At 46.1% G+C, this 24,383-nt stretch carries 17 protein-coding genes and 2 pseudogenes; 6 read left to right on the top strand and 13 right to left on the bottom strand.

Going from position 1 to position 24,383, the window contains the following annotated elements:
- Window positions 1-63: 63 nt before the first annotated feature.
- Window positions 64-1,617 (bottom strand): GAF domain-containing protein, encoded by a 1,554-nt coding sequence (locus Q1B04_RS02025; RefSeq protein ID WP_299754884.1) that lies wholly within the window; start codon window positions 1,615-1,617, stop codon window positions 64-66.
- A gap of 740 nt (window positions 1,618-2,357) precedes the next feature.
- Here Q1B04_RS02025 and Q1B04_RS02020 point away from each other — a divergent pair.
- Window positions 2,358-4,484, top strand: coding sequence for a PAS domain-containing sensor histidine kinase (locus Q1B04_RS02020; protein WP_299754882.1), 2,127 nt, complete (start codon window positions 2,358-2,360; stop codon window positions 4,482-4,484).
- 107 nt (window positions 4,485-4,591) lie between these two features.
- Here the strand turns inward: Q1B04_RS02020 and Q1B04_RS02015 are convergent.
- The 4 genes and pseudogenes from Q1B04_RS02015 to Q1B04_RS02000 form a co-directional block, all read right to left on the bottom strand.
- Window positions 4,592-5,602 (bottom strand): annotated as a pseudogene (locus Q1B04_RS02015) (chemotaxis protein CheB).
- A gap of 135 nt (window positions 5,603-5,737) precedes the next feature.
- Entirely contained in the window at window positions 5,738-6,094 is a 357-nt protein-coding gene (locus tag Q1B04_RS02010; RefSeq protein WP_299754879.1) for a hypothetical protein, read from the bottom strand.
- Window positions 6,095-6,739: 645 nt separating this feature from the next.
- Window positions 6,740-6,886 (bottom strand): annotated as a pseudogene (locus tag Q1B04_RS02005) (LuxR C-terminal-related transcriptional regulator); the annotation flags it as partial.
- 12 nt (window positions 6,887-6,898) lie between these two features.
- Entirely contained in the window at window positions 6,899-7,381 is a 483-nt protein-coding gene (locus tag Q1B04_RS02000) for a response regulator transcription factor (protein ID WP_299754986.1), read from the bottom strand.
- Window positions 7,382-7,701: 320 nt separating this feature from the next.
- On the opposite strand from Q1B04_RS02000, the gene Q1B04_RS01995 reads away from it, so the two are divergent.
- Window positions 7,702-7,986 (top strand): STAS domain-containing protein, encoded by a 285-nt coding sequence (locus Q1B04_RS01995; RefSeq protein ID WP_299754984.1) that lies wholly within the window; start codon window positions 7,702-7,704, stop codon window positions 7,984-7,986.
- Between the two features lie 91 nt (window positions 7,987-8,077).
- Here Q1B04_RS01995 and Q1B04_RS01990 read toward each other — a convergent pair whose 3' ends face one another.
- From Q1B04_RS01990 to Q1B04_RS01980, 3 genes are all read right to left on the bottom strand, one after another.
- The gene (locus tag Q1B04_RS01990) at window positions 8,078-9,607 is read right to left on the bottom strand and encodes a DUF3943 domain-containing protein (RefSeq protein WP_299754877.1); all 1,530 of its coding nucleotides are present in this window, start codon (window positions 9,605-9,607) and stop codon (window positions 8,078-8,080) included.
- A 248-nt stretch (window positions 9,608-9,855) separates the two neighbouring features.
- Window positions 9,856-11,823: a PAS domain-containing hybrid sensor histidine kinase/response regulator gene (locus tag Q1B04_RS01985; RefSeq protein WP_299754875.1), complete on the bottom strand. Its 1,968-nt coding sequence runs from the start codon at window positions 11,821-11,823 to the stop codon at window positions 9,856-9,858.
- On the bottom strand, window positions 11,810-12,625 hold the full coding sequence (locus Q1B04_RS01980) for an alpha/beta hydrolase (RefSeq protein ID WP_299754873.1): 816 nt from the start codon (window positions 12,623-12,625) through the stop codon (window positions 11,810-11,812). Before Q1B04_RS01980 ends, Q1B04_RS01985 begins: the two co-directional genes overlap by 14 nt.
- Before the next feature lie 334 nt (window positions 12,626-12,959).
- On the opposite strand from Q1B04_RS01980, the gene Q1B04_RS01975 reads away from it, so the two are divergent.
- On the top strand, window positions 12,960-13,793 hold the full coding sequence (locus tag Q1B04_RS01975; RefSeq protein ID WP_299754870.1) for an alpha/beta hydrolase: 834 nt from the start codon (window positions 12,960-12,962) through the stop codon (window positions 13,791-13,793).
- Between the two features lie 133 nt (window positions 13,794-13,926).
- Window positions 13,927-14,430 carry an ankyrin repeat domain-containing protein gene (locus Q1B04_RS01970; RefSeq protein ID WP_299754868.1) on the top strand — a complete coding sequence of 168 codons (504 nt, stop codon included), beginning with the start codon at window positions 13,927-13,929 and terminating at the stop codon, window positions 14,428-14,430.
- A gap of 161 nt (window positions 14,431-14,591) precedes the next feature.
- On the opposite strand, the gene glgX is transcribed toward Q1B04_RS01970, so the two are convergent.
- From glgX to Q1B04_RS01950, 4 genes are all read right to left on the bottom strand, one after another.
- Entirely contained in the window at window positions 14,592-16,733 is a 2,142-nt protein-coding gene (glgX, locus tag Q1B04_RS01965; RefSeq protein ID WP_299754865.1) for a glycogen debranching protein GlgX, read from the bottom strand.
- A 375-nt stretch (window positions 16,734-17,108) separates the two neighbouring features.
- Entirely contained in the window at window positions 17,109-17,876 is a 768-nt protein-coding gene (locus Q1B04_RS01960) for an oxygenase MpaB family protein (RefSeq protein ID WP_299754863.1), read from the bottom strand.
- Window positions 17,877-17,949: 73 nt separating this feature from the next.
- Window positions 17,950-19,407 (bottom strand): potassium/proton antiporter, encoded by a 1,458-nt coding sequence (locus tag Q1B04_RS01955; RefSeq protein WP_299754860.1) that lies wholly within the window; start codon window positions 19,405-19,407, stop codon window positions 17,950-17,952.
- Window positions 19,408-19,803: 396 nt separating this feature from the next.
- Window positions 19,804-20,196 (bottom strand): hypothetical protein, encoded by a 393-nt coding sequence (locus Q1B04_RS01950; RefSeq protein ID WP_299754858.1) that lies wholly within the window; start codon window positions 20,194-20,196, stop codon window positions 19,804-19,806.
- Between the two features lie 202 nt (window positions 20,197-20,398).
- Between Q1B04_RS01950 and Q1B04_RS01945 the strand changes: the two genes are divergently transcribed.
- Entirely contained in the window at window positions 20,399-22,825 is a 2,427-nt protein-coding gene (locus Q1B04_RS01945; protein WP_299754856.1) for a transglycosylase domain-containing protein, read from the top strand.
- A 9-nt stretch (window positions 22,826-22,834) separates the two neighbouring features.
- On the opposite strand, the gene Q1B04_RS01940 is transcribed toward Q1B04_RS01945, so the two are convergent.
- A complete protein-coding gene (locus Q1B04_RS01940) occupies window positions 22,835-23,269 on the bottom strand; it encodes an acyl-CoA thioesterase (RefSeq protein WP_299754854.1) in 435 nt (144 codons plus the stop codon).
- A 198-nt stretch (window positions 23,270-23,467) separates the two neighbouring features.
- Here Q1B04_RS01940 and Q1B04_RS01935 point away from each other — a divergent pair, with 198 nt between their 5' ends.
- Window positions 23,468-24,235, top strand: a complete 768-nt coding sequence (locus Q1B04_RS01935) for a S1/P1 nuclease (RefSeq protein WP_299754852.1) — start codon at window positions 23,468-23,470, stop codon at window positions 24,233-24,235.
- Window positions 24,236-24,383 lie beyond the last annotated feature (148 nt).

Genomic DNA, 24,383 nt, shown 5'->3' with positions numbered 1-24,383 from the left:
ACAATCCGTATTCCTGGCGCTTAACATCTTACTTCCACTCGATGCTTACTTTGCAAAGAAGTATCAATGCCTTTCTTTGATAATCTTTTCTATTACAGCATTCCGAAGTGATTCGGCAGCCTCTATCTCCTCTTGCAGCCAAGGCATCGAAGTGTTTTTGACAACATTTTTGTAAGTGGCAAATGAATTGCGCGGATGATACGACTTGCCGTCTGCCTCCATTTGTATGGCATTATCCGGGTTTCCTCCCCACTCTACCGTCTGCGTTACCTCAGGCCTGAACCCAAGTATAAACTCCCCCTGATCAGCATTGATGGGCAGAGCGATTATTCCGCTTGCTATGTCTTTGTAACTTTTACTGTGCGGATAATCGTGGGGTAATGTATCAGAAGCGAACAAGCCGCTGCTTTTATTGCGGCGCAGCCACGAGCTGAGCTCTTTTATCTCCTGATCACTTGGAGTAGCTCCGCTTACCCACAGATTGCCTTCATACATTACGGCGGCACCGGTTAACGAAAGCAGCTCTTTTATACTTGCCTCGCCTTCAAGCACTCCGTCAGCAAAGTGTGGGGTGGTGTATAGCTGCTCCACAAGCTTTACGTGTATGCTGCGCAGGCGCACCCTCCGTGCCATGTTATCTTCTCTTTGCTTTACCTCCAACTGTGCCGAAAGAATGCCGGATAGCAACTCCATTGCAGAGCGCATTTCATAACCGGGGTGTTTGGCTGTTTTGTGGTGGCAAGAAATGAGTCCCCATAAGTTGTTCTCAATAATTATGGGAAGCGACATAGAGGCAGTTATCTTCAGGTTTCCCAAGTACTCCAGGTGTACCCTCGCCACACTGCGCAGGTTACTATCCGAAAGATCCGTGAATCGCTGGGTTAGCGGGTTTACAATTGGAATCAGACGAACAGGTGTGTAGTTGCGGGTAGGAATAAGGCGGTAAGGGTTTTTAAAGTATAAATCACGTGCCTGCTTGGGTACATCTGAGGCCGGAAAGCGCAAGCCCATGTAATCATCCATGTCATCTTCCTTGGCTTGGCCTATAACAATGCCATTCCACTGCGGGTCGAACTGGTAAACAAGCACTCTGTCAAATCCAGTGAAAGCCTTTAACTCTTCGGCGGCACGCAAGGCAATTTCCTGTTGGGTGCCTGCTTGCTTAAGTATGGATGTGATGTATTTGATATGCTGGTAAAGGCGAACAAACGACTCTTCCGGTGAAGGTGCGCTTCTCTCCAGCTCCATGAGCAGGTAATCATCTTGAGGTAGAATGAGAGCAGAGAAAGGCTTTTCCTGCCCTTCGGTGATAATGTTGAGCATAAAAGGAATCTTATCATGCCCTCCCTGCGCATCTACTTTATCTAAAACCTCTTTAAACTGGCTTTCCGGCAACAAATCGGCAAGAGATTTTTTCAGCAACTCATCGGCTGGCATGGCCAGATAATCACTTACGTTTTCGCTGGTCTGCAGAATCCGTAGCTCCTTTTTATCCAGCACCAGCAGCACACCATGCGGTTGAATCAGATTGACGAGGTGCAGAGGTATGCTTCCGCAAAACTCCGAATCATAATTCTTTTCAATCGTTATATTAATGGGTGCTGTTTGGTTATCCATATGCTGCAATAAAATGAGGCCCGACTAGAGCAAATAAATATTTTAAGCGAAAAATTCGCAAGACTCCTGCTCATACCGGAGCCCTAAGCCGCCTACTAAATACAAAGCTTACCCGTTCTTTTAAGATACAGCTGCTAAGCTAAGACTGTAAACCAAACATTAACAAAAATGTTATAAGCTTCTGAAGCTCCTCTTTTACGCGTTAAAACTCTAATATACATGTATTTTCAGCTAGTATTTTTGTAAAACATATATTACCAGGAAAAATACAAAAATAGTTATATACTAAGTATAAAAAGCAACAGGAAGTAGGTATACTTATCATGAGCCTGTTTAGAGTTTACTAAACTGCTCTGCCTGCCCTTGCTGCGTGTATTCACCAGCAAGGGCATTTTGATTGTTGGTGAAAACACCAACAATGGCGGGAAGTATCTACGGAATGATCGCATCCAACCAGACAACACTGATAATTTTATACTTTGTCAGCTATAAATTTTTCCGCCTACAATCTGGTTATCTTCACCAGAAAACGCCAAACCATACTTTTAAGGCAGAAAGCGTAATATAATCAGTCTTAAAAAATGACAGTTCTGTATTGTCTCCCTCTTCTTTATCTTCGTAAAGTTATTCTGCTTCTAAAATCAAATCTTTACCTTTAGGTTTAGTACAATTTGTACTCTCCATACTTTAGCTTTCAGGATAAAGTATGGGAACCTGAAATTTATATATAGTATCAGATAATGCCACAGCCAAGCACTTTACCCGCGCCAACCAATTCGGATACTGCCAGTATATTTAGCGGCGGCGGTGAAATGGGTGCCCTTATGCGCAGTTTTGATTGGGAATCTCATCCGATGGGTAACCCTCAACAGTGGCCACATAGCTTAAGAGCCAATATCAGGCTCCTGCTAAACTCAAGGTTTCCGATATTTATCTGGTGGACGAAGGATTTGTTCTTGTTCCATAACGATGCCTATTTACCCGCTTTAGGCAAAAAGCACCCTACTGCATTAGGTGCTAAAGCAAAAGATATATGGGCTGAAGTTTGGGATCAGATTGGAGGTTTAACCGAAGATATTTTAGAAAACAGCAATGACTTTTACGCTGAAAACCTGCTGCTGTACCTGGAGAGAAATGGATATGCCGAAGAAACTTACTGGACGTTTTCTTACAGCCCAGCTTTTAACGACGCTGGAGAAGTAGCAGGAATTTTTTGTGCCTGTAACGAGGAAACCAGCTTTGTATTAGGGCAAAGAAGACTCAAAACGTTAAAAGACATTTCAGATGCCTTATCGCAGGCCCTTACAATGGATGAGCTTAGCAGCACTGCCTGCGCCATCTTAAATAAAAACCCTAACGACCTGCCTTTCAACCTCATATATTTAACCAATGCTATTGGGTCAGAAGCCAGGCTCACAGCCCAAGCGGGCCAATTACAACCCTCACTCACACCAGACCTGATAAACCTGTTGAACTTGCCTGAACCATGGCCACTGGCGGAAGTGCAGCAGACGCGGCAGCCTATCATCATAGACTTGCCTGCTGGCAGCAATAGTATAACAAACAATACAACTACAGCAATTGCTAAGCGTGCAGTTATACTTCCTATACTTCGTCCTGCCCAAATCCAGCCTCTTGGCTTTTTTATAGCGGGTTTAAGTGATAGGTTGGAGTACAATGAAAATTATCAGGGTTTCCATAGTTTATTGGCTGGGCATATCGCTACATCCATTATTAACGTTCAGGCAAGGCAGGAAATACTGAATAAGCAGGAATACCTGAACGAGATTTTCCAGCAGGCCCCTGTGGGTATTACAATGCTCAGAGGCCCTGAGTATATTGTGGACATTGCCAACCCTGCTGTTTGTGAGATTTGGCGCATTAAGCAGGAAGATGTGCTGGGCAGGCCGGTTCTGCAAGCGATTCCGGAAGCTACTGAACAAGGCTTTAAACTACTGCTTGACGAAGTTTTAAAAACCGGGGTTCCTTTTGTAGCCAATGAACTTCCTCTGGTACTGGAGCGAAACGGTGAGCTGGAAACAGTTTACCTCAACTTTGTCTACCACCCCTTGCGCGACGAACATGGATTTATATCCGGTATAATAGCTGTAGCGATTGACATTAGTGAGCAGGTAAAAGCAAGGCAGGAGATCGAAACCATGAACAGACAGCTCCTGACCACCAATGCCGACTTAGATAACTTTGTATACTCTGCCTCTCATGACCTTAAAGCCCCAATTTATAACATTGAAGGCCTGATGCATGAACTACAGGAGCACCTGCCACCGCAACTGGCTTCTTCAATAGAAATTCAGCAGCTGACGGCTCATATTCAAACCTCTATAAACAGGTTTAAAAAAGTTGTAACAGAGCTGACGGAGGTAGCCAAAATCCAGCGCGAAGCCGGAGAAGACACCTCCGCAATCGACTTGAAGGAAGTTATAACCGGAGTATGCCTTGACCTTAGAGCCGCTATTGTATCGGCAGGCGCTATCATTGAGACAAATCTAACCCAGCAAGCGGCTATTTCCTTTTCAGCAAAAAATATACGAAGCATCGTTTACAACCTGATCAGCAATGCCATAAAGTATAAATCTCCGGAAAGGAAGCCGCACATACTTATTTCAACTGAGCAAACTGCTGATTATCTGGCGCTTTCTGTAGCTGACAATGGTCTTGGGTTAAACCCTGATGATGTCCAGAAAATGTTTTCTATGTTCAAGCGCCTGCACGACCATGTGGAAGGGTCTGGCATCGGGCTGTATATCGTTAAGAAAATAGTTGATAACGCTGGTGGCAAAATTGAGGTGGAAAGCGAGCTGGGCAAGGGAACAACTTTCCGCGTGTTCTTTTCTAAAGAAGTATAAACCAGCCTTGCACACTTCCTGTACTACAGCTCATAAATTAAGTTGATACGGTGGTAACAGAAAACTATTGGCAAAGCCTGTAGTTCCCTGAAAGTATGGAATTTAAGCTAACCTAAACTGTTTAGCTGCTCTTCGTCAGAAAGTGTGGACTTGGCCAGGAACTCCCGAAGGCGCTGAATGTGCACCTTCATTTCTTCGGCGCGTTCCTCCTGTATGGTAGCCCAACGTTGGTTTACTTTGCAGGATTCTCCCTTAAACATCTGAATCAGAATATTCCGCCGCTCTTCCAGGCTGCGCAAGGCAACCCATATTGTCTCTTTCAAAGCGTTATCCATACTTTGCAGCAACGATAATTGCGAGTACGCGTGTCCGGAGTGGCACCTGAACCGCTTTAAAGTACCTTCTTGGGAGAGCTCCCATAAACCGCCGCCGCATTCCGGACAGCTGTAGGCAGCACATTCGCCTACATCATCTAAATCTTGTATACTGGTCATAGCACTGTTCGTTATGATGCGTTCAACAATCAGTGCCTCTTGCCTAATGTCTGCAGGCACCGCTTTTGAATTTTGAGTAGGCCGGTGAGCCAGCTTTATAAGTACATGAGCAATTTCATCTAAAGGTTCGATAAAATCTGCCGCTACCTGGCGTATTACGTTGTTTGGTAAAGGCGAGAATTCAGCATTACCCGGGTGCTGCACCACAGTTACGCCGCCACTGCGTTTTATACATTCCATCCCGATTACGCCATCGCTCATAAACCCTGTCAAAATCACGCCTACTACATCGGAACCGTGATAAGCAGAAGCCGACCGGAACAACGGATCAATTGAAGGCCGAAACTGATTTTTACGTGGCCCTCTTACCACCCGCATCTCCTTTTCATTAAGTAGCAGGTGCATGTCCGCCGGAGCCATGTATAAAGTGCCCGATTAAAAGGCTTTTCCGTGCTCTGCAACTTAACAGGTTAAGCTGGTACAACTACTTAGCTTTTTCACAATAAAGTGAACTGATTAGTCGCTGCTTAAGTGCTGCACAAAAAAAACAGCGGCAGGTAAGTCTGCAGGAAGTTTGGATACAAGTCTTGTCATGGCTTGCATGCCTCCCGCTGAGGTTCCGATTACTATTACTTTAGGGTTTTCTTCTGACTTAATGTAAAGAGCCTATTTGGAGAAATATTTGGCTTTAGGTTTATATACATACATTGCTGCAGTTAAACTAACCTTAAAATACATTATCTCGATTACCACAATAATTTAAAATTGCTGAAAGCTAAGTTTCAAGTAAGGTTTAGAATGCTGCAGTTTCTTATTCACAAATATCCTCCACATATAATCAGCTAAAGGTAAGAAGGCGAAGGAGCAATAGTTCTTTGCATCATTTTGGAGTAGAGTATGGAGAAAGCAGCTGGGCAGAATAAAAAACAGCACTCGGACAAAAGCGCCGGGTATAAAGCAGGAAGGGAAATGTTTGTGATCGGGATCGAAGCTTCTGCTGGTGGCCTGCAAGCGCTGTTCCCCCGAAAATCCTGACCAGCAAAAGGTCAAAAATTTACCTGGCTCGTCACTGATTTTTAAAACCACAAGACACTCCTGACTTGTTTTAGCTGCCATATATTCATCTTAAAATTAGTTGACTTTCTTTGATCAGGGAAACGTGCCTAGAGAAGCTCTAAAAAAAGAGAAGAAGGACTATCCTCAGCACCCAAACAGGTATGGCCGCTCCGACTCTTTATGAAGCTAATCTGGTACTGAATTAGTTAAGCGCTGCTTTTTGCACTACCAGATAACCTTTAGGCTAGTTTACGCTTTTAAATCAATCGAAAGTATAGCATTAAACTTTTTTAGGTCTTTTTAACTTGAAATACCGTTTTATGCCAGAGCGCTAAGTATAAACCACCATATAGAGAAACACTTAGCAGCCGCTGCGGTAAAAGGCAAGTGAGAATAACGAATTGATTAGTATAAGAAAGGCCTTTGCGCGAAATACTTAACGCAACGTGGTAAAACAGTATTATCAGAGATAAATTACCAATTAACTATAACTCAATTTACCTTACCAGTCTGGCGCCGTAAAGCAAGTATAATTCTAAAATTGCTACCTGCTAATGCTGTTGAAGGAACATTATGCTGTGAGAGTCCAATTATTTTTGGCTTGTACTTGCATGAAATCTTATTAAGAAAAAGAGCCTATTTCATCAATCTCCGTTGCTGAAAATCAATTCTTACGCACCTAAGTGGCTCCTTTTCTTATACTTCTCAGCTGTCCAGGCCAATGAGTTTATGCTGAATAGCGTATTTAATAAAATTAGGCGTGTTTTTAGCCTGGGTCTTCTCCAGGATGTTCTGCCGGTGTGTCTCAATGGGGCGCTTGCTGGTGAAAAGCTTATCTGCAATCTCGGCATCTGTGTATCCTTCTTATATCAGCGATAGTATTTCAAGCTCCCGCTTTGAAAGCCTTGAGTTTTTAGTTTGTTCTGCCTCATCTTCTTTAGAAGGATGCAACACCTTCTGCATCATTTTTATAGACATGCCCGAACTAATGAACGGTGTACCTTTAACAGCCAGTTTTATGGCAGAGCAAAGCTCATCTTTGCCCGTATCTTTCAGCAGATAGCCAATGGCCACGCTCTCCATCATCCTGCGCAGGGTAGGCGCATTGTCCAGCATGGTGAGCACAATAACCGCTACTTCAGGGTGAAGTTTTTTCAGCTGCTGCAGTGTCTCAAAACCATCCATTACAGGCATGTTCACATCCATTAAAACAACATCTGTAGGCGTATGGTCCAGTAAATTCAGGAGCTCCTGTCTAACTCCGGCCTCTCCTACTACTTGCAGTTCTTTGTCGCATTCCAGCAAAGAGCGCAATCTTTCCGTGATAATTCCATGATCGTCAGTAATAATTAATTTGATAGCGCTTTATCTTGTCATTTTAAGATTAGTTTAAGCATGAAAGAATAAAAAGCCAACTTATAGGTACCTGTGCAGCTGCTTCACTTTATTTACAATATAACTATACTTTTAAGTAGTAAGATATTGAAACGGGCAACTTCATATTAGGTAATCCCTGACACCCACCAAGCTTTATTGCCACAAAATCAAGTATTTAAACTTTCTTTTTAAGCATTTCACACTATAAGATTTAAGTATTTACACATAGCTTACACAGTACCAGTAGTGTACATTTGTTGAGTAATTTATTAATTGGCTAAGATGATGTGATGAAAAAGGAAGTGGTGGTACAGCGGATGGACGATGTAGGAGTGATGAGCCTGGGTGGTGTGTGTAATATGGATTTAGTACAGGAGTTGGAAAAGCGATGCCAAGAGGAAATTTTACGCAAAGCCAAATACATTCTGCTGGACTGCCAAAACATGACCTCACTTAGCCCCACTGCCATGCGATGCTTGCTTAGTAAAACCTCTGAAGCTGAAAAGGCGGGAACAACGCTGGTTTTATACCATTTAAAGCCAGACCACGCTAAACTTCTAAGGCAGCGGGCTTGAATGCAATATTGCATATCGAGAGCAGTTTTGTAGAAGCTTGCCAGTATTGTAGATTATCATAAAACAGCTGCCATACAAACCATACGCTCACTTAATTATACTTACCTCTCCGCTGGGGTGCCTCCAGAAAAAGCTGTACAAATATTTTCTGCTCCGTAATAGCAGAACGCTGATCTGCAAAATCTTCAAAGCGGCGTTTGGTGGTATAGCCAAAATGCTCATAACCTAAACTTACATTCTTGAATAGCTTTACCGTGAGCCTAGGCCTTAAAATACCAATGGAATTGCTTCCTTTGAGGCCTTCAAAAGTATTAAGCCAGAAATGGTAATAAATAAAAGCTACTGTTGCGCGCTCACCAAGAGTTAAGGTACTTTCTAGCTTACTCTGCAGGCCATTGGCATATGTATAATTGCGTAAACCCTGTGCTTCTGGGGCAGAACGGGTGCTGTTACCTGCCAACAGAATAACACCTAAATGGGCGTTTGTGTACAGATTGATACGGTCTTTGATCTCTAGCATTGAAAAAACGCCACCACCAAAACCAAGTGCGCCCAACTCAAAGTTTCTGGTGTTCCAGTAATCGTAATATTGAAAAATGCCGGTCAGTAGGCTTATCTTACCTAGCTGCATGTTGCGCCCCGTCAGAATACCATAGCCGGTTACGTTGTTTATTTTGCTGCCCAAGGTATCAGAGCCTACACTAAACTCGGTGCGGAGCCTGAAAAAATCGAAAGGCTTTTTATGGTTCGTACTGTCAAACGGGTTGCCGTAATCCAGCTGAATGTTGAGCATGGCATTTGTCCCTCCCTCCCCGAAAACATCGTTCTGCTGATCGTTGAGGCGATGTATGCCTGCAAACAGTGTTACGTTAAATGGCTCCTGCTCGTAATCTGAGCCGTCGGTAACTTCAAAGCTTTTACCCTGCAGCAGTCTGTTTAGCCCACGCACAGGGTTAACTATACCAGCGGCAACTTCTCTTATTACCCGTTCGCGACCCTGCGTGCGGTCATCCAAAATAAATGAGCTTACCCGAAACAGCACCTCGCCAAGTGCGGCGCCGTTGATGGGGGTGTAAATCAGGTCGTTGTAAGATGGCAGCGTATTCTCCCCGAAATACTCCCAGGTTAAGCTTCCTGCTACAGCAAAAGGCAAAGACTGCCAGTAAGTATAGCCCTGAGAGCGGGCGGCATTAAAGTATAAAGTGCCTTGGTAAGGGTGGCCTATAAAGTTAATCCCAAAATTATCTGTGTCCCACTCTGGCTCAGACCTTAGGTTTTTCTTCCAGGTGCCAAGTGTTACATAGCCATAATCTGCCTTGGCCACATAGCGGTTAAAGCCCATAAACAAAGCGTTGATACCCAGCACCTGCACTGCTGGTTTCCAGATTGGCTGCCGCTTCACCTCAATGTCTGCAGTTGCCTTAGCAGCTAATTTTAGCGGAGTAGCTGCAAGAGGCTTTTGTGCCATGAAAAACCGTTTCACCTCTGTTGCGCTGCCAAGTTGTAAGGCAACTGGGTCTTCAAGTTCTGAGTCATACTTTATATCAGGAGGTGTACCTCCGGAGGCGGCATAAGATACGGTGAAGAGTAAGAAAATTATTAACCTGTAGGGTGAATTCATATAGTAGGGATAGCTCGGATGCTTGCACTTCTGTTTGCTTATCTGCAATTGTGCAAAGACTTCGACCTCATACGTAAAAAGGGGAATTATGGTGTTAGTTTATACTTGAACTGGCAGTTAAGATGCCGTACCCGCACCTGCAGTTTGTATTCAATTTCCTCTTGCCAATTGCAGCAAGTATGAGCTAAACCCGGCTAACCGATTTATACTTTGCTCGAGAATTTTACCGCAATTTCTGCTCCTGAAAGCTATTCGTTTATACTTAGCCGCTCCTTTAAACCCTGCAGAATCAGCCTGAACTGCGTGGAGAGGATATGCTCTACCAAACCCAGTTGCTCCGTATCAACAGGCACCTGGTTAAGCAGTGAAGCGCCTTGCTCTAAAGTTGTATGCAGCTGCTTTGCATGCAGCAGTTCCATACAAGTCTCTATGTTTTGCACCCAACGCCTGAAACGGTCTTTATTCTGCTCTTTGATGGCATGCTTCAGTTCACACCAAGCATTGTTCAGTACATTAATGGTTACGTCAACCAGATCCAACATTCCTCCCGGATCATCAGACATCAGATCATCAAAGGTGGTCAGGTTAAACAATGCGTTTGATTTGTAAGCAAGGCTATCAACTGGCTTAATTTCACTGGCCGCGGCAACAGCAGAGTTGTAGGAAGCGATCAGGCTATAGAGTTTATCCGGGTTAAAAGGTTTGGTTAGAATGCCATTGAATCCGGACGTTTTTAATCTGTTTTCATAATCTACTTGGGCAGTTGCAGTTAAGGCAAATATGGGGACGTTACTAAAACGCTCTTCAGCCATACTTCTAATTCTTCTGGTGGCCTCATAACCATCCATCACAGGCATTTGGAGGTCCATTAACACCAGATCATAATCTTGCTGCACAATCTGTTCAACTGCTTTCTCTCCATTATCCACTGTATCGAAGCGCACACCCCAGCTTTTCAGGAATTGGGTGAGCACATAAACGTTGATTTTATTATCCTCTACTAACAAAAGCTCCACTCCTTTTGCGGACCGTTTATCAGTTTTATGCTGCTTGGCCAAAGGTTGCTTTTCACCGACTTTAAGCTTTAAGGTGAAATAAAAGCAGGAGCCTACTCCCTGCTCACTCTTCACCTTTAACTTACTGCTATGCAAGGCAATTAACCTTTGGCTGATGGCCAGGCCCAGACCGGTTCCGCCATAAGTACGATTGATGTTAGCATTGGCCTGCGCAAAGTCCTCAAAAACCAAATCGAGTTTATCTGGGGCTATTCCAATGCCTGTGTCTACTACCTCAAATTTAATAGTCGCTGTACCTTCTTCTAGTTTCTTGAGCTTTAACTTCAGCGTAACTGTGCCTTTGGTAGTAAACTTGATGGCGTTGCTGATAAGGTTATTTAGCACCTGCACAAGCTTCAGCGAATCCAAAACTAGGTACTTAGGTATCTTTTTAGCTACTTTGCTGCTAAGCAGCAGCCCCTTCTCCTCGGCTTTAGCTTCAAAGCCATGCAGCACGCTCGCCACCAATTCCCGGATATGAACGCTCTCCACGTCAAGGCTAACCTTGCCTGCCTCTATTTTACTGAAATCAAGTATATCATTAATTAGTTTGAGCAGGTTTTGAGTTGAATTACCTAAAACACTGAGGTACTCTACCTGCTGCGGCGTGAGCTCCGTGTTGCGCATCAGGTGCACGATACCTATGATGGCATTAATGGGGGTCCGGATTTCGTGGCTGATGGTGGAGAGAAATTCCGCTTTAACCCTTGACGCATCTTCAGCCTTGTTTTTGGCTTTCAGCAGCTCCATTTCATACTTTTTGCGGTCGGTAATGTTAAACACGGTTGTCCTGCAAAGCGCTGGCTTACCTGCTGCATCAACCACTAAAGTGCTGTTCAGTAAAACAGGAATCGCTTTGCCGTCTTGCCCTTTTAGCGTAAAATTAATTTCGTTGATGAAGCCCTGCATCTGCAGCAGCGGGTAGTAATGCGTTTCATAAAAAATCTTATCTCCTATAGGCAGTAAGTCCTGCAGCTTTTTGGCAAACAGCAGCTCACTAGCCTCAAAGCCTAGCCATTTCAGAAAAGTATCATTGATTTTAATGAATGTACCGTCTGGCAAGGTAGAAAAGTAGCCGCACGGCGCTTTATCATAAAGCTCCTCTATACTTTCTTCCAACAGGCCCTCCTGAGCCAGCTTTATGATATCACTTCTTTTCACCACTTAAAGGCTGATTTAAAAAGCTTTTGATGGCGGCAATAGTTTGCTCCGGCTCACTCATATGCGGGCAATGGCCGGATGCGTCCACCATAACGAATTCGCTATCCGGTACTGCTTTATGCACAAATTCTCCAACAGTAACCGGAGCAATGGCATCCTGAGTGCATTGCAGTATCAGCGATCTTATCTTTACAAGAGGTAGATCGGCCCGGTTATCGGAAAGAAAAGTGACTTTGGCAAACTGTTTTGCTATGTCAGGGTTTGTTCTGCAAAAGCTGTTGGTCAACTCTTCTGCCAGTTCTGGCCTGTCATCATTGCCCATTATAACGGGTGCCACGGCACTAGACCAGCCCAGGTAGTTGCTATCCAGCGACACCAGCAAGTCTTTGATGTCGTCTTTGCTAAAGCCACCCACGTAATCACCTTCGCTTATGTAGTAAGGAGAAGGGCTGATCATGATGAGGTTATCAAACAGCTCAGGCTCTTTGATAACTGCCAGCACCCCAATCATCGAACTAACTGAGTGACCGACTAAAATTATATTCTGAAGTTTGAGCGCATGGCAGATTTCCAGCATATCGTCGGCGTATCCCTGCAAATGGCTGTACTTATCTTTGTTGTAAGCGCTTTCATCTGATTTACCTGCACCCACATAATCAAAAAGAACAATCTTGAAGTTATCTTCAAAAGCCGGTGTAATGTAGCGCCACATGTTCTGGTCGCAGCCATAGCCGTGGGCAAAAACCATAGGCTGCTCTCCCCTACCAATAACCTTTACATTGTATCTTTTGAGTGAGTCCATTAAATCGAATTTTAAATAAAGCTTCCCAGAAATACAGCTTTTTAAATGAAGAGTATAGCGTGAGCTAAAAAAGAACAACAGAGGCTTTAACAGTTAAATGATCCCAGCATCACATAGTTAATACGTAAACCTGATCTTTAGCTATACTTATGTCATGGAGATATTTGGTTAACATGTACTTATCAATTACAAGTAATAAACTAAATTTAGTTTAACTATATCTACATAAAAGTATACATAAGTTACATACTGTAGGTTGTCTGTTCCTGGCTATTACTCATCTGATTTTCAAACGATAGCCACTCTAAACTACTGTTTCCCGTATCAAAAAATTATGGAAATATTAGTTAAAAACGAAGAGACCCGGCTATACACGGTTAGTTACCCAAACAATGGGAAAGAGACTGTTATTATGCTGCATGGAGGGCCGGGTGTGCCAGATGGCTTGGGGCCGGTGGCAGAATTTCTTAACCGTTATTTTCAGGTTATTACCTTTCATCAGCGCGGTACGCTCAGCTCGCCCTGTTATGTTAACAAGTATACCATCGGCGACTACATATCCGATATTGATAGTATAGCAGAGCGCTTCGATTTGCAGCAATTCCATTTATTCGGGCACTCCTGGGGAGGGCTGTATGCGCAGCTTTATGCCTATCAGAACCCGCAGAGGCTGCTAAGCATGTTTCTGTGCAGTCCTGCATCCGGAACCGGCAGCCAATGGAAAGAAACTGTGCTGGAGGTAGCCAGGTTTAACAAAAATAAGTCTACCTCGTCAGAATGGTTTGGCATGCTCAAAAATGCCGCGCTCGGGTTTTTAGGTAACGACAAAGCGTACGAGAATCTATTTACACAGTTCTGCCTCAACTGCAACAAAGGCTACCCTGTAGATGATCCGGTTCCGGTGATGATAGACAGGATCAACGCAAAAGCAATTAACCGCACCAACCTGGCACTTTTAAAAGAGCCTGTACAAGAGCCCATGATAGACCAGGGATTTAAGTTTACAATTACCTACGGAGAGGACGATATTTACGGAGACAGCAAAAAGTATGTAAGGGAGCGTTACCCATATGCCAATTATATCACCATACCTAAAACCAGTCATTTTCCGTGGCTGCAAAACGAGGAGGAATTTTATGCTGCACTGGCCGCGCATTTTACCCCCTAGGTTTACCGGCTTTTATACTTTAGGGCAAAGCCTTAAATCTTACGGAAGCTAATTTTCCAAAGCATTTGCGGGTATCACCTTTTGGCATACTTCTCCGTAGTACCCAATGTATATTTTTAACAAACCCTTTACCATGACTTTTCACTCAACTCACCCCGAAGACTTATTTCTTGATGCCGCCCGCAAAGGAGACGTAGAGCACCTGAAGCAAGCAATAGCATCAGGAGTAGAACTAGAGACAAGAGACGGACGAGGCTTTACTGCCCTGATTCTGGCCAGTTATAATGAGCACCCGGAGGCCGTAAAAGTATTGCTGGAAGCCAAGGCTAATGTAAATGCCCAGGATGCCGGCGGTAACACGGCCTTGATGGGCGTCAGCTTTAAAGGCTACGACGATATAGCACGGCTGCTGCTGGAAAACGGCGCCAAACTTGACCAGCAAACCGGCAATGGTGGCACTGCGCTAATGTTTGCTGCTTTGTTCGGCAAAAATACACTGGTTAAAACACTTCTGGAGTATGGCGCTGATATGAGCATTCAAGATGCAAGGGGCTTTACGGCTTATGGCTTAGCTGTGCAGCAAGGTAATGAAGAGGCGCTTGATTTATTCAGAAAGCACGAACAGCAGGCGGATTAAATCAGGTCGAAAGTAGTATCAGCAAGTATAATCATACTTCACCTTTTAGCTGGGGTTAGAATAACGCTAAAATATGTAAGCAAGTCCCATAAAAGTATAGATCAAGTATAAATCAAAACGCCCGCTTAATTAGCGGGCGTTTTGATTTATACTTGATCTGGTTAAGCTGAAGGAGCATCATTTTTCGGCTGCTGCAGTACTACCACAGAGCGGGGAGCAACTTCTACTGTTTTACTATAAGAAAATTTCTCTCCCTTCTTATCCATCATACCGGTATCCGTATCAATTACTTTGTACCATACTTCTCCGTACTTCTTTGGCGGAAGTTTATACTTCAGCGGTTCGTAATGTGCGTTAAAGATCACATAAAAGCTGTCGTCTACAACTTGCTCGCCTTTTAATCCTTTGGCATGCAAGCCTCTACCGTTCATGTAAACTCCCAGGGATTTGGCAAAATCGTGACACCAGTTTTCCTCAGTCATTTCATTACCTTCCGGCAAAAACCACGCAATATCCTTAAGCTTACCACCTTTAATTGGCTGCCCTATAAACCAGCCCCGGCGGTTAAACACAGGATGGTGTTTACAAAACTTCACAAGCTTTTGAGTGAAGCCCAGCAAGTCTTTGTCGGCATCTTGCCAGTTAACCCAAGATATCTCATTATCCTGGCAGTAGGCATTGTTATTGCCTTTCTGTGTACGGCTTATCTCATCACCTGCCACTAACATAGGTACACCCTGCGAGAGGAAAAGCGTGGTAAGGAAATTGCGTTTTTGCTTTGCACGGAGCTCCAGCACCTCCTGGTCATCAGTCGGCCCTTCCACCCCACAGTTCCAGGAACGGTTATGGCTCTCCCCGTCGTTGTTATCTTCGCCGTTCTCAGAATTGCGCTTATGATTGTAAGACACCAGGTCGTTTAGGGTGAAGCCATCGTGGGCAGTGATAAAGTTTATACTTGCGGTAGGGCTTCTGTAGTCATCCCTGTACAGGTCTGAGCTGCCTGTGAAGCGCTCAGCAAACTCCGCCAGCATACTATCCGCTCCGCGCCAGTAATCCCGGATGCAATCGCGGTACTTGCCATTCCATTCGCCCCAGCCCGGAGGGAAATTCCCTACTTGGTATCCTCCTTCACCAATATCCCAAGGCTCGGCAATTAGTTTTACCTGCGAGATAACTGGATCCTGATGGATGATATCGAAGAAGGCGCTCAGCTGGTCCACTTCATGCAGCTCACGGGCCAGTGTTGCGGCCAAATCAAAGCGGAAACCATCTACATGCATCTCCAGAATCCAGTAGCGCAGACTGTCCATGATAAGGCGCAGCACTTGCGGCAGGTTAGCATTTAAGGTGTTGCCTGTGCCTGTGTAATCCATATAATAGCGTTGGTCTTGCGTCAGGCGGTAATAACCGGCATTATCAATGCCCCGGAAAGATAATGTCGGCCCCATCTGGTTGCCTTCGGCGGTATGGTTATACACCACATCCAGTATCACCTCTATACCGGCCTTATGCAGGGCCTTTACCATCTCTTTAAACTCTACTACCTGATCTCCGTGCGTACCACTGCTAGCGTAGCGAACATCCGGCGCAAAATATCCAATGGTATTGTAACCCCAATAGTTATACAAACCTTTTTCTGCCAGGTGCCTGTCGTTTATAAAGTGGTGCACCGGCATTAGCTCTATGGCGGTTATACCTAAGTCTTGGAGGTATTTTATAGTAACCGGATGCCCTAGTGCTGCATAAGTACCTCTTATATCTTCCGGAATTTCAGGGTGCAGCTTGGTAAATCCTTTAACATGCGTTTCATAAATGATCGTTTTATGATAAGGGATCTTTGGCATTTTTACACCTTCCCAGTCAAACGTCGGGTCTACCACCACGCATTTCGGAATATAGGGTGCGCTGTCTGTTTCGCTGAAGCTAAAGTCTTCGTCAGGGTCTCCTAACTTATAGCCAAAAAGCGAATCGTGCCACTCAATGGTGCGCGTAATGGCTTTTGCATAAGGATCTAATAGAACCTTGTTAGGATTAAATCTATGTCCGTTCTGAGGCTCGTATGGCCCGCTCACCCTAAAAGCATAGAGCAGCCCCGGCTTAGCTTCCGGCAGGTAAGTATGCCAAATGTGGTGGGTGCGCTCCGTCATGTTGATGACGTCATACTCTGTTTCATCTTCAGAACTCTTATAAAGGCAAAGCTCCACCTTTGTGGCATTCTCGGAGAAAAGTGCAAAATTAACACCTTCTCTATCCCAGGTAGCGCCCAAAGGGTACGGGCTTCCGGGATAATTTTTTATCGTCATAGCTTCTTGAAATTTAAATTAAAGGTAAACTGTGCCTGCTGGGTCCTAGGGCTTAAGAAGTTTATGAACGCCTTCACCAGTTTCTACAATTAGCACAACCGTTATACTTTGATAGCAGGAATTTGTTTTTTGGGAAAGCGAATACTGAGGCAATTTTAAGAGGCGCTCCTGCCTTTACTGTAATAATTGAGAGATTTAGCCGGAGTAATGCCTCCTGACTTAAAGTTTGAGGATATGGATTTTAGTCAACAGGAGGTAAACAATTGCACTTTATTTCTGCAGCTAAAATGACTTTGCTGCTTCTACCTCAGTAGTAACAGTTTTAATTTTGAAAGTAAACCTGCCTTTAGTTAACATAAATAACCAACCCAGAAATTAACTAGCCGGTAATGCATCCAGCTCCTTTATCTCGGCTTTGTAAGCAGGTGGAAGTATAAGCTCCTTGAGCAGCCACTCTGCCCTGAGGGCGCGGCTAAGTTTATAGGCTATCAGCACTGGTTTTAGCAAGGGCACACGCCATAAATTTAACTGTGCCCGCACACACTCCGGCACTACCAGCACCTGTGCCTGCAGCAGCAGCCAATAACGTACATTGCCAAGGTGCTTTCTGTACTGAAGGTATAGCTCAGAAGTAAGGCTGCTTTTCTGTAGGTTTTGCTGCAGGTGCTCCTCCCGCGCCAGTTGCCATTCCGTAAAGCTTTCGGGCAGGCCTTTGATTCCCATCCGGACTCCTACGCGGTTAAAAACCTCAAACACCTCCGCCTGCTCCTGCTCGGTTAGTTTCCGCTCCAGCAGTTCAAAGGAGCGAATGGAATAGTCAATCAGCATAAACAGCACATCGCGGTATGCCCAATCTGGAATCCGGAGACCACGCTTTGCCTCCACCCCTGCATGTATGGCAGCCATACTATCAATAGCCTGATGTGCGGCTGCCTCTTCTGAGAAAACAATTTTACGGGCATAGCCTACGGTCGAGAATAACCGGCCCAGGGGGTCAGCAGGAAGGCGGCCGGTAAAGAACAGCCAGTCCACAGCTTTGTTGAGGGCAAACTCTGCGGAAGCGCCGGCAAATATGAAAAGTATGGTATCGCTCTTTCCCCAAATCTGGCGGACAATGGAGCCTTGCTGCACAAAATATTTCATACTTGGGTAACAAGCTTTTACCTTTAATCGTGCTACTGAATCGAACTTGAAATTACACACTACTTGTCCCTGCTCAAAGCAGTATCTCCCGCACCCCGTTTAGCTCCGCCTCGTTATCTACCATTACCATCAGCTTGTCGTAGGGCTCCAGCACCGTTTGCCCGTTGGGAGTTACAAACCTGCCACCGCGGTCTATCAGCACAATCAGCGATGTTTTTGGCAACTGCAGCTGCACCAGTGACTTTCCGATGCCTGAACTTTCGGGGCCTAGCTGCAGCTCCACGAGCTCATTTTTAGCGTTATAGCCCAGATCTTCCCCTAGTTGCATCCGCTTGGTAGCATCCTCCACCAGGCTCAGTCCCAGCCAATCGGCCACCAGTTTAAGTGTGGTGCCCTGCAGCATAACAGAGGTAAGCACAATAAAGAATACGATGTTAAAGATCATGTCAGAGCGGTTCAGGCCGGCCAGCAAGGGGTAGGTGGCGAACACAATGGGCACGGCTCCGCGCAAACCAACCCACGACAAGTATACTTTATCCTGCCAGGAGGATTTAAAGAAAGCCATACTTATAAACACGCTGATCGGGCGGGCCACAAATATCAGGAAAAGAGAGACCAAAACGCCAACGCCCAGCACGGGCAGCACATGAGACGGAAACACCAAAAGGCCCAGGGTAAGGAACATCAGGATCTGCATGAGCCAGGCTATGCCGTCATAAAACCGGGTGAGGCTGCGCTTATGTATAAAGTTTTTATTGCCCAGTATTACGCTGGAAGTATAAACCGCCAGAAATCCGTTACCGTTCAGCAGGTTTGTAAAGGAGAACGTGAAAAGCACCATCGCCAGCGTGAGGGCCGGGTACAGTCCGTCCTGCTCCAGATTAATGCGGTTAATTGTCCAGGCCATTACAAAGCCCATCGCTACCCCGGCTACGGCACCAATGCTCATCTGCAGGAAAAACATCGGCACCAGGTCCCACAGACTCGCCTCCGAGTTGGTCAGCAGAAACGTAAAACTTACGGTCAGGAAATAGGCCATGGGGTCGTTACTCCCGGACTCCAGCTCCAGCGTGGGGCGCAGGTTATTTTTAAGGCCGATGTTGCGGGATCGAAGTATGGAAAACACCGCAGCCGCATCTGTAGAAGAAACGATGGCCCCGAGCAGCATGCCCTCCAGCAGCGTAAAGCCCAGCAGGTAAGATGCAAAAACCCCAACCAACAGAGCCGTAATTAACACCCCCAACGTAGAGAGCGTAATGCCTCGCCAGAGCACAGGCCGCGTACTTTGCCAGCGCGTATCCAATCCTCCTGAGAAAAGTATGAGCGTAAGCGCCAACGTACCAAGCGACTGCGCTGTCTTCGCATCATCAAAATAGATACCGCCGATGCCCTCTGAGCCAGCCAGTATTCCCACACCCAGGAAAAGTACCAGCGCAGGCACACCCAGCCTGCCCAGGCTTTTACTTACCAGAATACTCAGGAAAAGTAAAATAGAGATGCCCAGTAATATGTCCTCAACAGTAAAACTCATACTTACAATAATACTTGTTAATATACTGATATACTATATTTTAAACTATATATTTTCGGTAACAGCAAATAGTAGAAACGATAACAGGAGCACTAGGAAGTAAATACGGATCACGTTGAACCGACTCCTCTTCCCATAGTACCAACAAAGCCCAAGATTAGGGGAAATTACACCGATTAAAACTCCGAAAAGGGAAAGTATAGAAACTATAACAGCAAGATCTGCCATATGGATACAAAAATTTGGAGGCAGCACCGGCTTGTATTGCGTACATACCAGCGCCACAGCGCTAAAACACACTATAATAAAAAATTAAACAGAAAGTCTGCCTATAGCTGGTTTACAGCTATTTATACTGATAAAAAGCAGGCCAAAAAGAAATATGTATAGCGTGTACTAAGGTGCGTTGGGAAGCACCGAAACAGGCAGAACCTGCAGCAGTAGTTGCCCTACAGAAACCGGCGAAGCGTATGTGGGCGCCGCATCAGGAAAGGCTTTGGAAAACAGCGGCAGCAAGAGCAGTGGCGACACGTGCAGCACCTGCTTGAGCACCAGCACAGGCGCGGTTTGGGCATCGGGAAAGGCTTGCACCTGCTGCGGGTTCAGGGCCTGATGCTCCTCCCTTAAACCGGATGCATTAAACCGCATTACTGATTCCTGCACTGACCCCTGCACCAGGTAGTTGTATACCAGCACCTCATGGCCCGGCAGTGTGAGCGACCAGAGCAGCATAACCCACATGAGCGGGAACCTAAGCCAATGGCACCGTATATTTCTGGTGTGAAGCATCTGGTGCAAAGGTACACAATTTAAACTTTTCGGCAGGGCAATGCACTGGCGCAATCTTTGCTAAACAACAGCCGTTGCATCAAAAACTGTACATTTGCGTTTGAATGCAGCGCGGCAGATTTTAGCCAAAGCCAAATAGCACCAACTAAAGAACATGAGAGCTACGCTCAAGAAGCTATTCAAATTTATAGTTACAAGGATTATGGCCCCGTTCGTGCGGCTGGTATACGGCGAACTTTCCGCTTTCTGGAAAAGCCAGAAGCCTAAGTTTACCCGAACGTATTGGCAACAAAAATGGGCAGAGTGGCAGGAAAGCAGCCGCCGCTCCGACTACCGTTTTCTGTATCGCATTTTCCTGAAGCTGTCCCTTTTCGGGATTCTGTTCCTGGTACTGTTCTACTTTGCTGTTTACGCTGGTTTTTTAGGCGGCATGCCCTCTTCCAAAGAACTAAGGTCTGTGCACAACAACACGGCTTCCGAAGTATATTCTGCCGATGGTGTGCTGCTGGGCCGCTACTACATTCAGGACCGCACCAATGTGAAGTATGCTAATATTTCGCCTGCCGCTATTGATGCACTGATCGCCACTGAGGATGCCCGCTTCTACGACCACAGCGGTGTGGATGTGCGCAGTTTGGGCCGTGTTTTTATAAAAACGCTGCTGCTCCAGAACGGGAGCTCCGGCGGTGGCAGCACCCTGAGCCAGCAGCTGGCAAAAAACCTGTACCCGCGTAAAAACTACATGTTCTGGGATATGCCCATCAACAAGCTGCGCGAAATGATCATTGCCCGTAAGTTGGAAGGCATTTACTCTAAAGAGGAGCTGCTGGAGCTATACTTGAACACTGTGCCGATGGGCGGTAACTTGTATGGCATAGAACGTGCTTCGCGCCGTTTTTTTAACACCTCCGCCGACTCCCTTAAAACCGAAGAAGCTGCCGTGCTGATCGGCATGCTGAAGGCCACCACCACCTACAACCCCCGCTTGGACCTGAAGCGCTCCACCAGACGCCGTAACGTGGTACTGGCCCAGATGGCAAAGTATGAATACCTCAGCAGCGCACAAGCTGACTCTCTAAAACAGCTGCCGCTCAAGCTAAAGTATAATTATACTACCCATAATGATGGCATTGCGCCATACTTCCGGGAGCACCTGCGGCAGGAACTGGTAGACTGGGCAACTAGCAAAAAGAAGAAGAACGGAGAGCCTTACAACCTCTACAAAGATGGGCTGAAAATATATACCACCATTGATGCCGGAATGCAGCGCCACGCTGAGGCATCCGTTCGTAAGCACATGGCGCAGCTGCAGAAGCAGTTTGATGCCCACTGGCGTGGCCGTTCGCCTTGGGGCCGCAATTCTGACATAATTCAGGTGGCCATGCAGCGCTCCGACAGATATAAGCATTTGAAAGATGCGGGTAAATCTGAGGCGGAAATACTGGAAGCCTTTAAGCAGCCGGTACCGATGCAGGTGTATGGTTGGAGCGGCAACAGCAAAAAAGAAATGAGCCCCATGGACTCGCTAGCTTACTACTCCCGCTTCCTAAACACGGGCTTGTTTTCAGTGGAGCCGCAGACTGGTTTCGTGCGCGCCTGGGTAGGTGGCATCAACCACCATGTATTTAAGTATGATCACGTTAAAGCAAAGCGGCAGGTAGGATCTACTTTCAAACCAATTGTTTACGCTACTGCACTTGAACAAGGTTTTAAGCCCTGCGATTACTTCCCGAACGAGCGTATGACCTACCCGGAGTATGATAACTGGTCGCCGCGCAATGCCACAGAGCAGTATGGCGGAGAGTACAGTATGCGCGGAGCACTGGCGCACTCTGTCAATACCGTATCGGCGCAGATGATCATGAAAGCGGGAGTTACAAAAACCGTAGCCATGGCGCACCGATTGGGCATCGAATCCAAACTACCTGAAGTCCCTTCACTGGCACTAGGCACTGCCAACCTGTCGCTCCAGGAAATGGTAACGGCTTATGCCACTTTTGCCAACCGCGGCCTGCAGGTTAAGCCGGTTTACATAGCCAAAATCGAAGACCGTGAAGGCCGTGTGCTGCGCGAGCACCGTGCAGGTGAAGGAGCAAAAAAAGTAATTTCGGAGGAAACAGCGGCCATCATGCTACATCTGATGCAGGGCGTGGTGGAAGAAGGCAGTGCCGCTAAGTTACGTACCGCTTACGGGCTTAAAATGGACATTGCCGGTAAAACAGGCACTACGCAGGAGCAGACCGATGGCTGGTTCATAGGTATAACGCCTCAGCTGGTAACCGGTGTTTGGGTGGGCGGGGAAAGTCCAGAAGTGCGTTTTCGCACCTTGGAGTTAGGCCAGGGCTCACGTACAGCGCTACCAATCTGGGGCGAGTACATTCGCCGCATCGCCCTTGACCCCGCATATAAAGGATACTACAATAGCCAGTTTGCTCCCCTGCCTCTACGCGTACAGGAGGCGCTCAACTGTGCGTCTTTCCGTGCCGAACCCCCACGCGAGAATTTCCTGGAGCGGGTGTTCGACAAAATCGGTGAAAAAGCAGCTCAAAGTTACGAACAGTGGAAAGAGAGCTGGAAAGAACGACGCAAACAGCGGCAAGAGGAAAGGAAAAGAAGAAAGCGGGATTAAGTTCCGCTCCTATTCCTCCTCCTGGTAATCTTCGCTTTTGTTGAGGCGGTTAAACTGCTCCACCAACACCTCCGGCAGGTTGGTAAGCTTACGCTTGTGCAAATCAAGCCAGGCACCATCCACATTGATAACGGCAGCCTTTACACCGTCTGCACGGAAAACCTCATGCCGGATAGACCAGCGCGAACCGTCTGCACGGCTTTTTGTCAGTTCTACCGTTATGGTCAGGTGCTCGTTTATACCAACTTCGCGCAAGTATACCAGCTCTTCCCTAAACAGAATAGGCCCGATGTGCAGGTGCTGAAACGCTTTCAGATCCATACCTAGCCTATCGAGCACCACAATGCGTGCCTGTGCGGCAAAATCAGCATAAGCGGAGTGGCGCATGTGCATGTTGGCATCTAAATGAGACCACATTACTTTGCCTTCGTATTTGTTGTCCATGGTTTTATACTTTAGCACAAAGCTACAAAAAGCTTCACTTAACCAAAACCCAACTCCTAAACCAGGTTTCCATTATAGTACTAATGCTGGCTCTGTTGGCCTTTTCAAAGAATTTAACTTAAAAATAATTTTCTCTGTCCGGCATCTAGCATAAATTTTGTTGTTTTGCATTAGCATTAACACATCATCTACTTATCAATGAAAAAATTAACGAGTATTTTCTTTCTGTGCCTGATGCTTACTGGTCAGGTGTTTGCTTGGGGACAAAATGGGCACCGTGCCGTTGGGCTGGTGGCAGAGCAGCACCTGAGCAAAAAGGCGAAGAAGAAAGTGATGCAGGTTCTGGAGAACAATTCGCTGGCAGAGGTTTCTGTTTGGATGGATGACATAAAGAGCGACAGCACTTATGACCATACCCATGACTGGCATTGGGTGACTATTCAGGATGGCGAAACCTATGAGCAGTCTGAAAAGAACCCGAACGGCGACGTACTAGGCAAGATAGAGGAACTCTCGAAAGTTCTTAAATCCGGAAAGCTTACTAAGGCGCAGGAGCAGGAATACCTGAAGTACCTGGTGCATTTGGTGGGTGATATCCATCAGCCGCTGCATGTGGGCACCGGCGATGATCAGGGCGGAAACCAGGTAAAGGTACAGTGGTTCTACCAGCCATCTAACCTGCACCGCGTTTGGGACACGGACATGATTGCAGGTAAAAACCTGAGCTTCACAGAGATTGTGCGGTTCCTGGGAGAGCCGGACAAGGCGCAGGTAAAACAGTGGCAGTCTGATTCTGTAAGGGACTGGGCAAACGAGTCGATGAGCTACCGCCCACGTGTGTACAACCTGCCGGAAGACAAAAAAATCAGCTACAGCTATGCTTACGAGAACTATAGCCTGGTAGAGCAGCGTCTGCTGCAAGCAGGTGTTCGCCTGGCCGGCTTACTCAACGAAATCTACGGCTAAGCCGCAAGTATAAACTCACCAAACAGCCACAGCATGCTTTAAGTAGAGCAGCTGTGGCTGTTTTTTTTGCCGTATACCTTACCCTCAGCACACTGAAAGTATAAAGCTGCCTTGGCTGAAACCCCTGCTTTAACCACTCTTAAAACCA

It is taken from the genome of uncultured Pontibacter sp. (assembly GCF_947495565.1).
Classification (GTDB): domain Bacteria; phylum Bacteroidota; class Bacteroidia; order Cytophagales; family Hymenobacteraceae; genus Pontibacter.
Note: the sequence above shows the minus strand (reverse complement) of the source record. Positions and strands in the feature narration are given on the sequence as shown.

Bases quoted from the DNA above. Each gene is read 5' to 3' on its own strand.
- Q1B04_RS02025 (WP_299754884.1), bottom strand. From the start codon at position 1,617: ATGGATAACCAAACAGCACCCATTAATATAACGATTGAAAAGAATTAT.
- Q1B04_RS02020 (WP_299754882.1), top strand. From the start codon at position 2,358: ATGCCACAGCCAAGCACTTTACCCGCGCCAACCAATTCGGATACTGCC.
- Q1B04_RS02010 (WP_299754879.1), bottom strand. From the start codon at position 6,094: ATGGCAGCTAAAACAAGTCAGGAGTGTCTTGTGGTTTTAAAAATCAGT.
- Q1B04_RS01995 (WP_299754984.1), top strand. From the start codon at position 7,702: ATGAAAAAGGAAGTGGTGGTACAGCGGATGGACGATGTAGGAGTGATG.
- Q1B04_RS01990 (WP_299754877.1), bottom strand. From the start codon at position 9,607: ATGAATTCACCCTACAGGTTAATAATTTTCTTACTCTTCACCGTATCT.
- Q1B04_RS01980 (WP_299754873.1), bottom strand. From the start codon at position 12,625: ATGGACTCACTCAAAAGATACAATGTAAAGGTTATTGGTAGGGGAGAG.
- Q1B04_RS01975 (WP_299754870.1), top strand. From the start codon at position 12,960: ATGGAAATATTAGTTAAAAACGAAGAGACCCGGCTATACACGGTTAGT.
- Q1B04_RS01970 (WP_299754868.1), top strand. From the start codon at position 13,927: ATGACTTTTCACTCAACTCACCCCGAAGACTTATTTCTTGATGCCGCC.
- glgX (WP_299754865.1), bottom strand. From the start codon at position 16,733: ATGACGATAAAAAATTATCCCGGAAGCCCGTACCCTTTGGGCGCTACC.
- Q1B04_RS01960 (WP_299754863.1), bottom strand. From the start codon at position 17,876: ATGAAATATTTTGTGCAGCAAGGCTCCATTGTCCGCCAGATTTGGGGA.
- Q1B04_RS01955 (WP_299754860.1), bottom strand. From the start codon at position 19,407: ATGAGTTTTACTGTTGAGGACATATTACTGGGCATCTCTATTTTACTT.
- Q1B04_RS01950 (WP_299754858.1), bottom strand. From the start codon at position 20,196: ATGCTTCACACCAGAAATATACGGTGCCATTGGCTTAGGTTCCCGCTC.
- Q1B04_RS01945 (WP_299754856.1), top strand. From the start codon at position 20,399: ATGGCCCCGTTCGTGCGGCTGGTATACGGCGAACTTTCCGCTTTCTGG.
- Q1B04_RS01940 (WP_299754854.1), bottom strand. From the start codon at position 23,269: ATGGACAACAAATACGAAGGCAAAGTAATGTGGTCTCATTTAGATGCC.
- Q1B04_RS01935 (WP_299754852.1), top strand. From the start codon at position 23,468: ATGAAAAAATTAACGAGTATTTTCTTTCTGTGCCTGATGCTTACTGGT.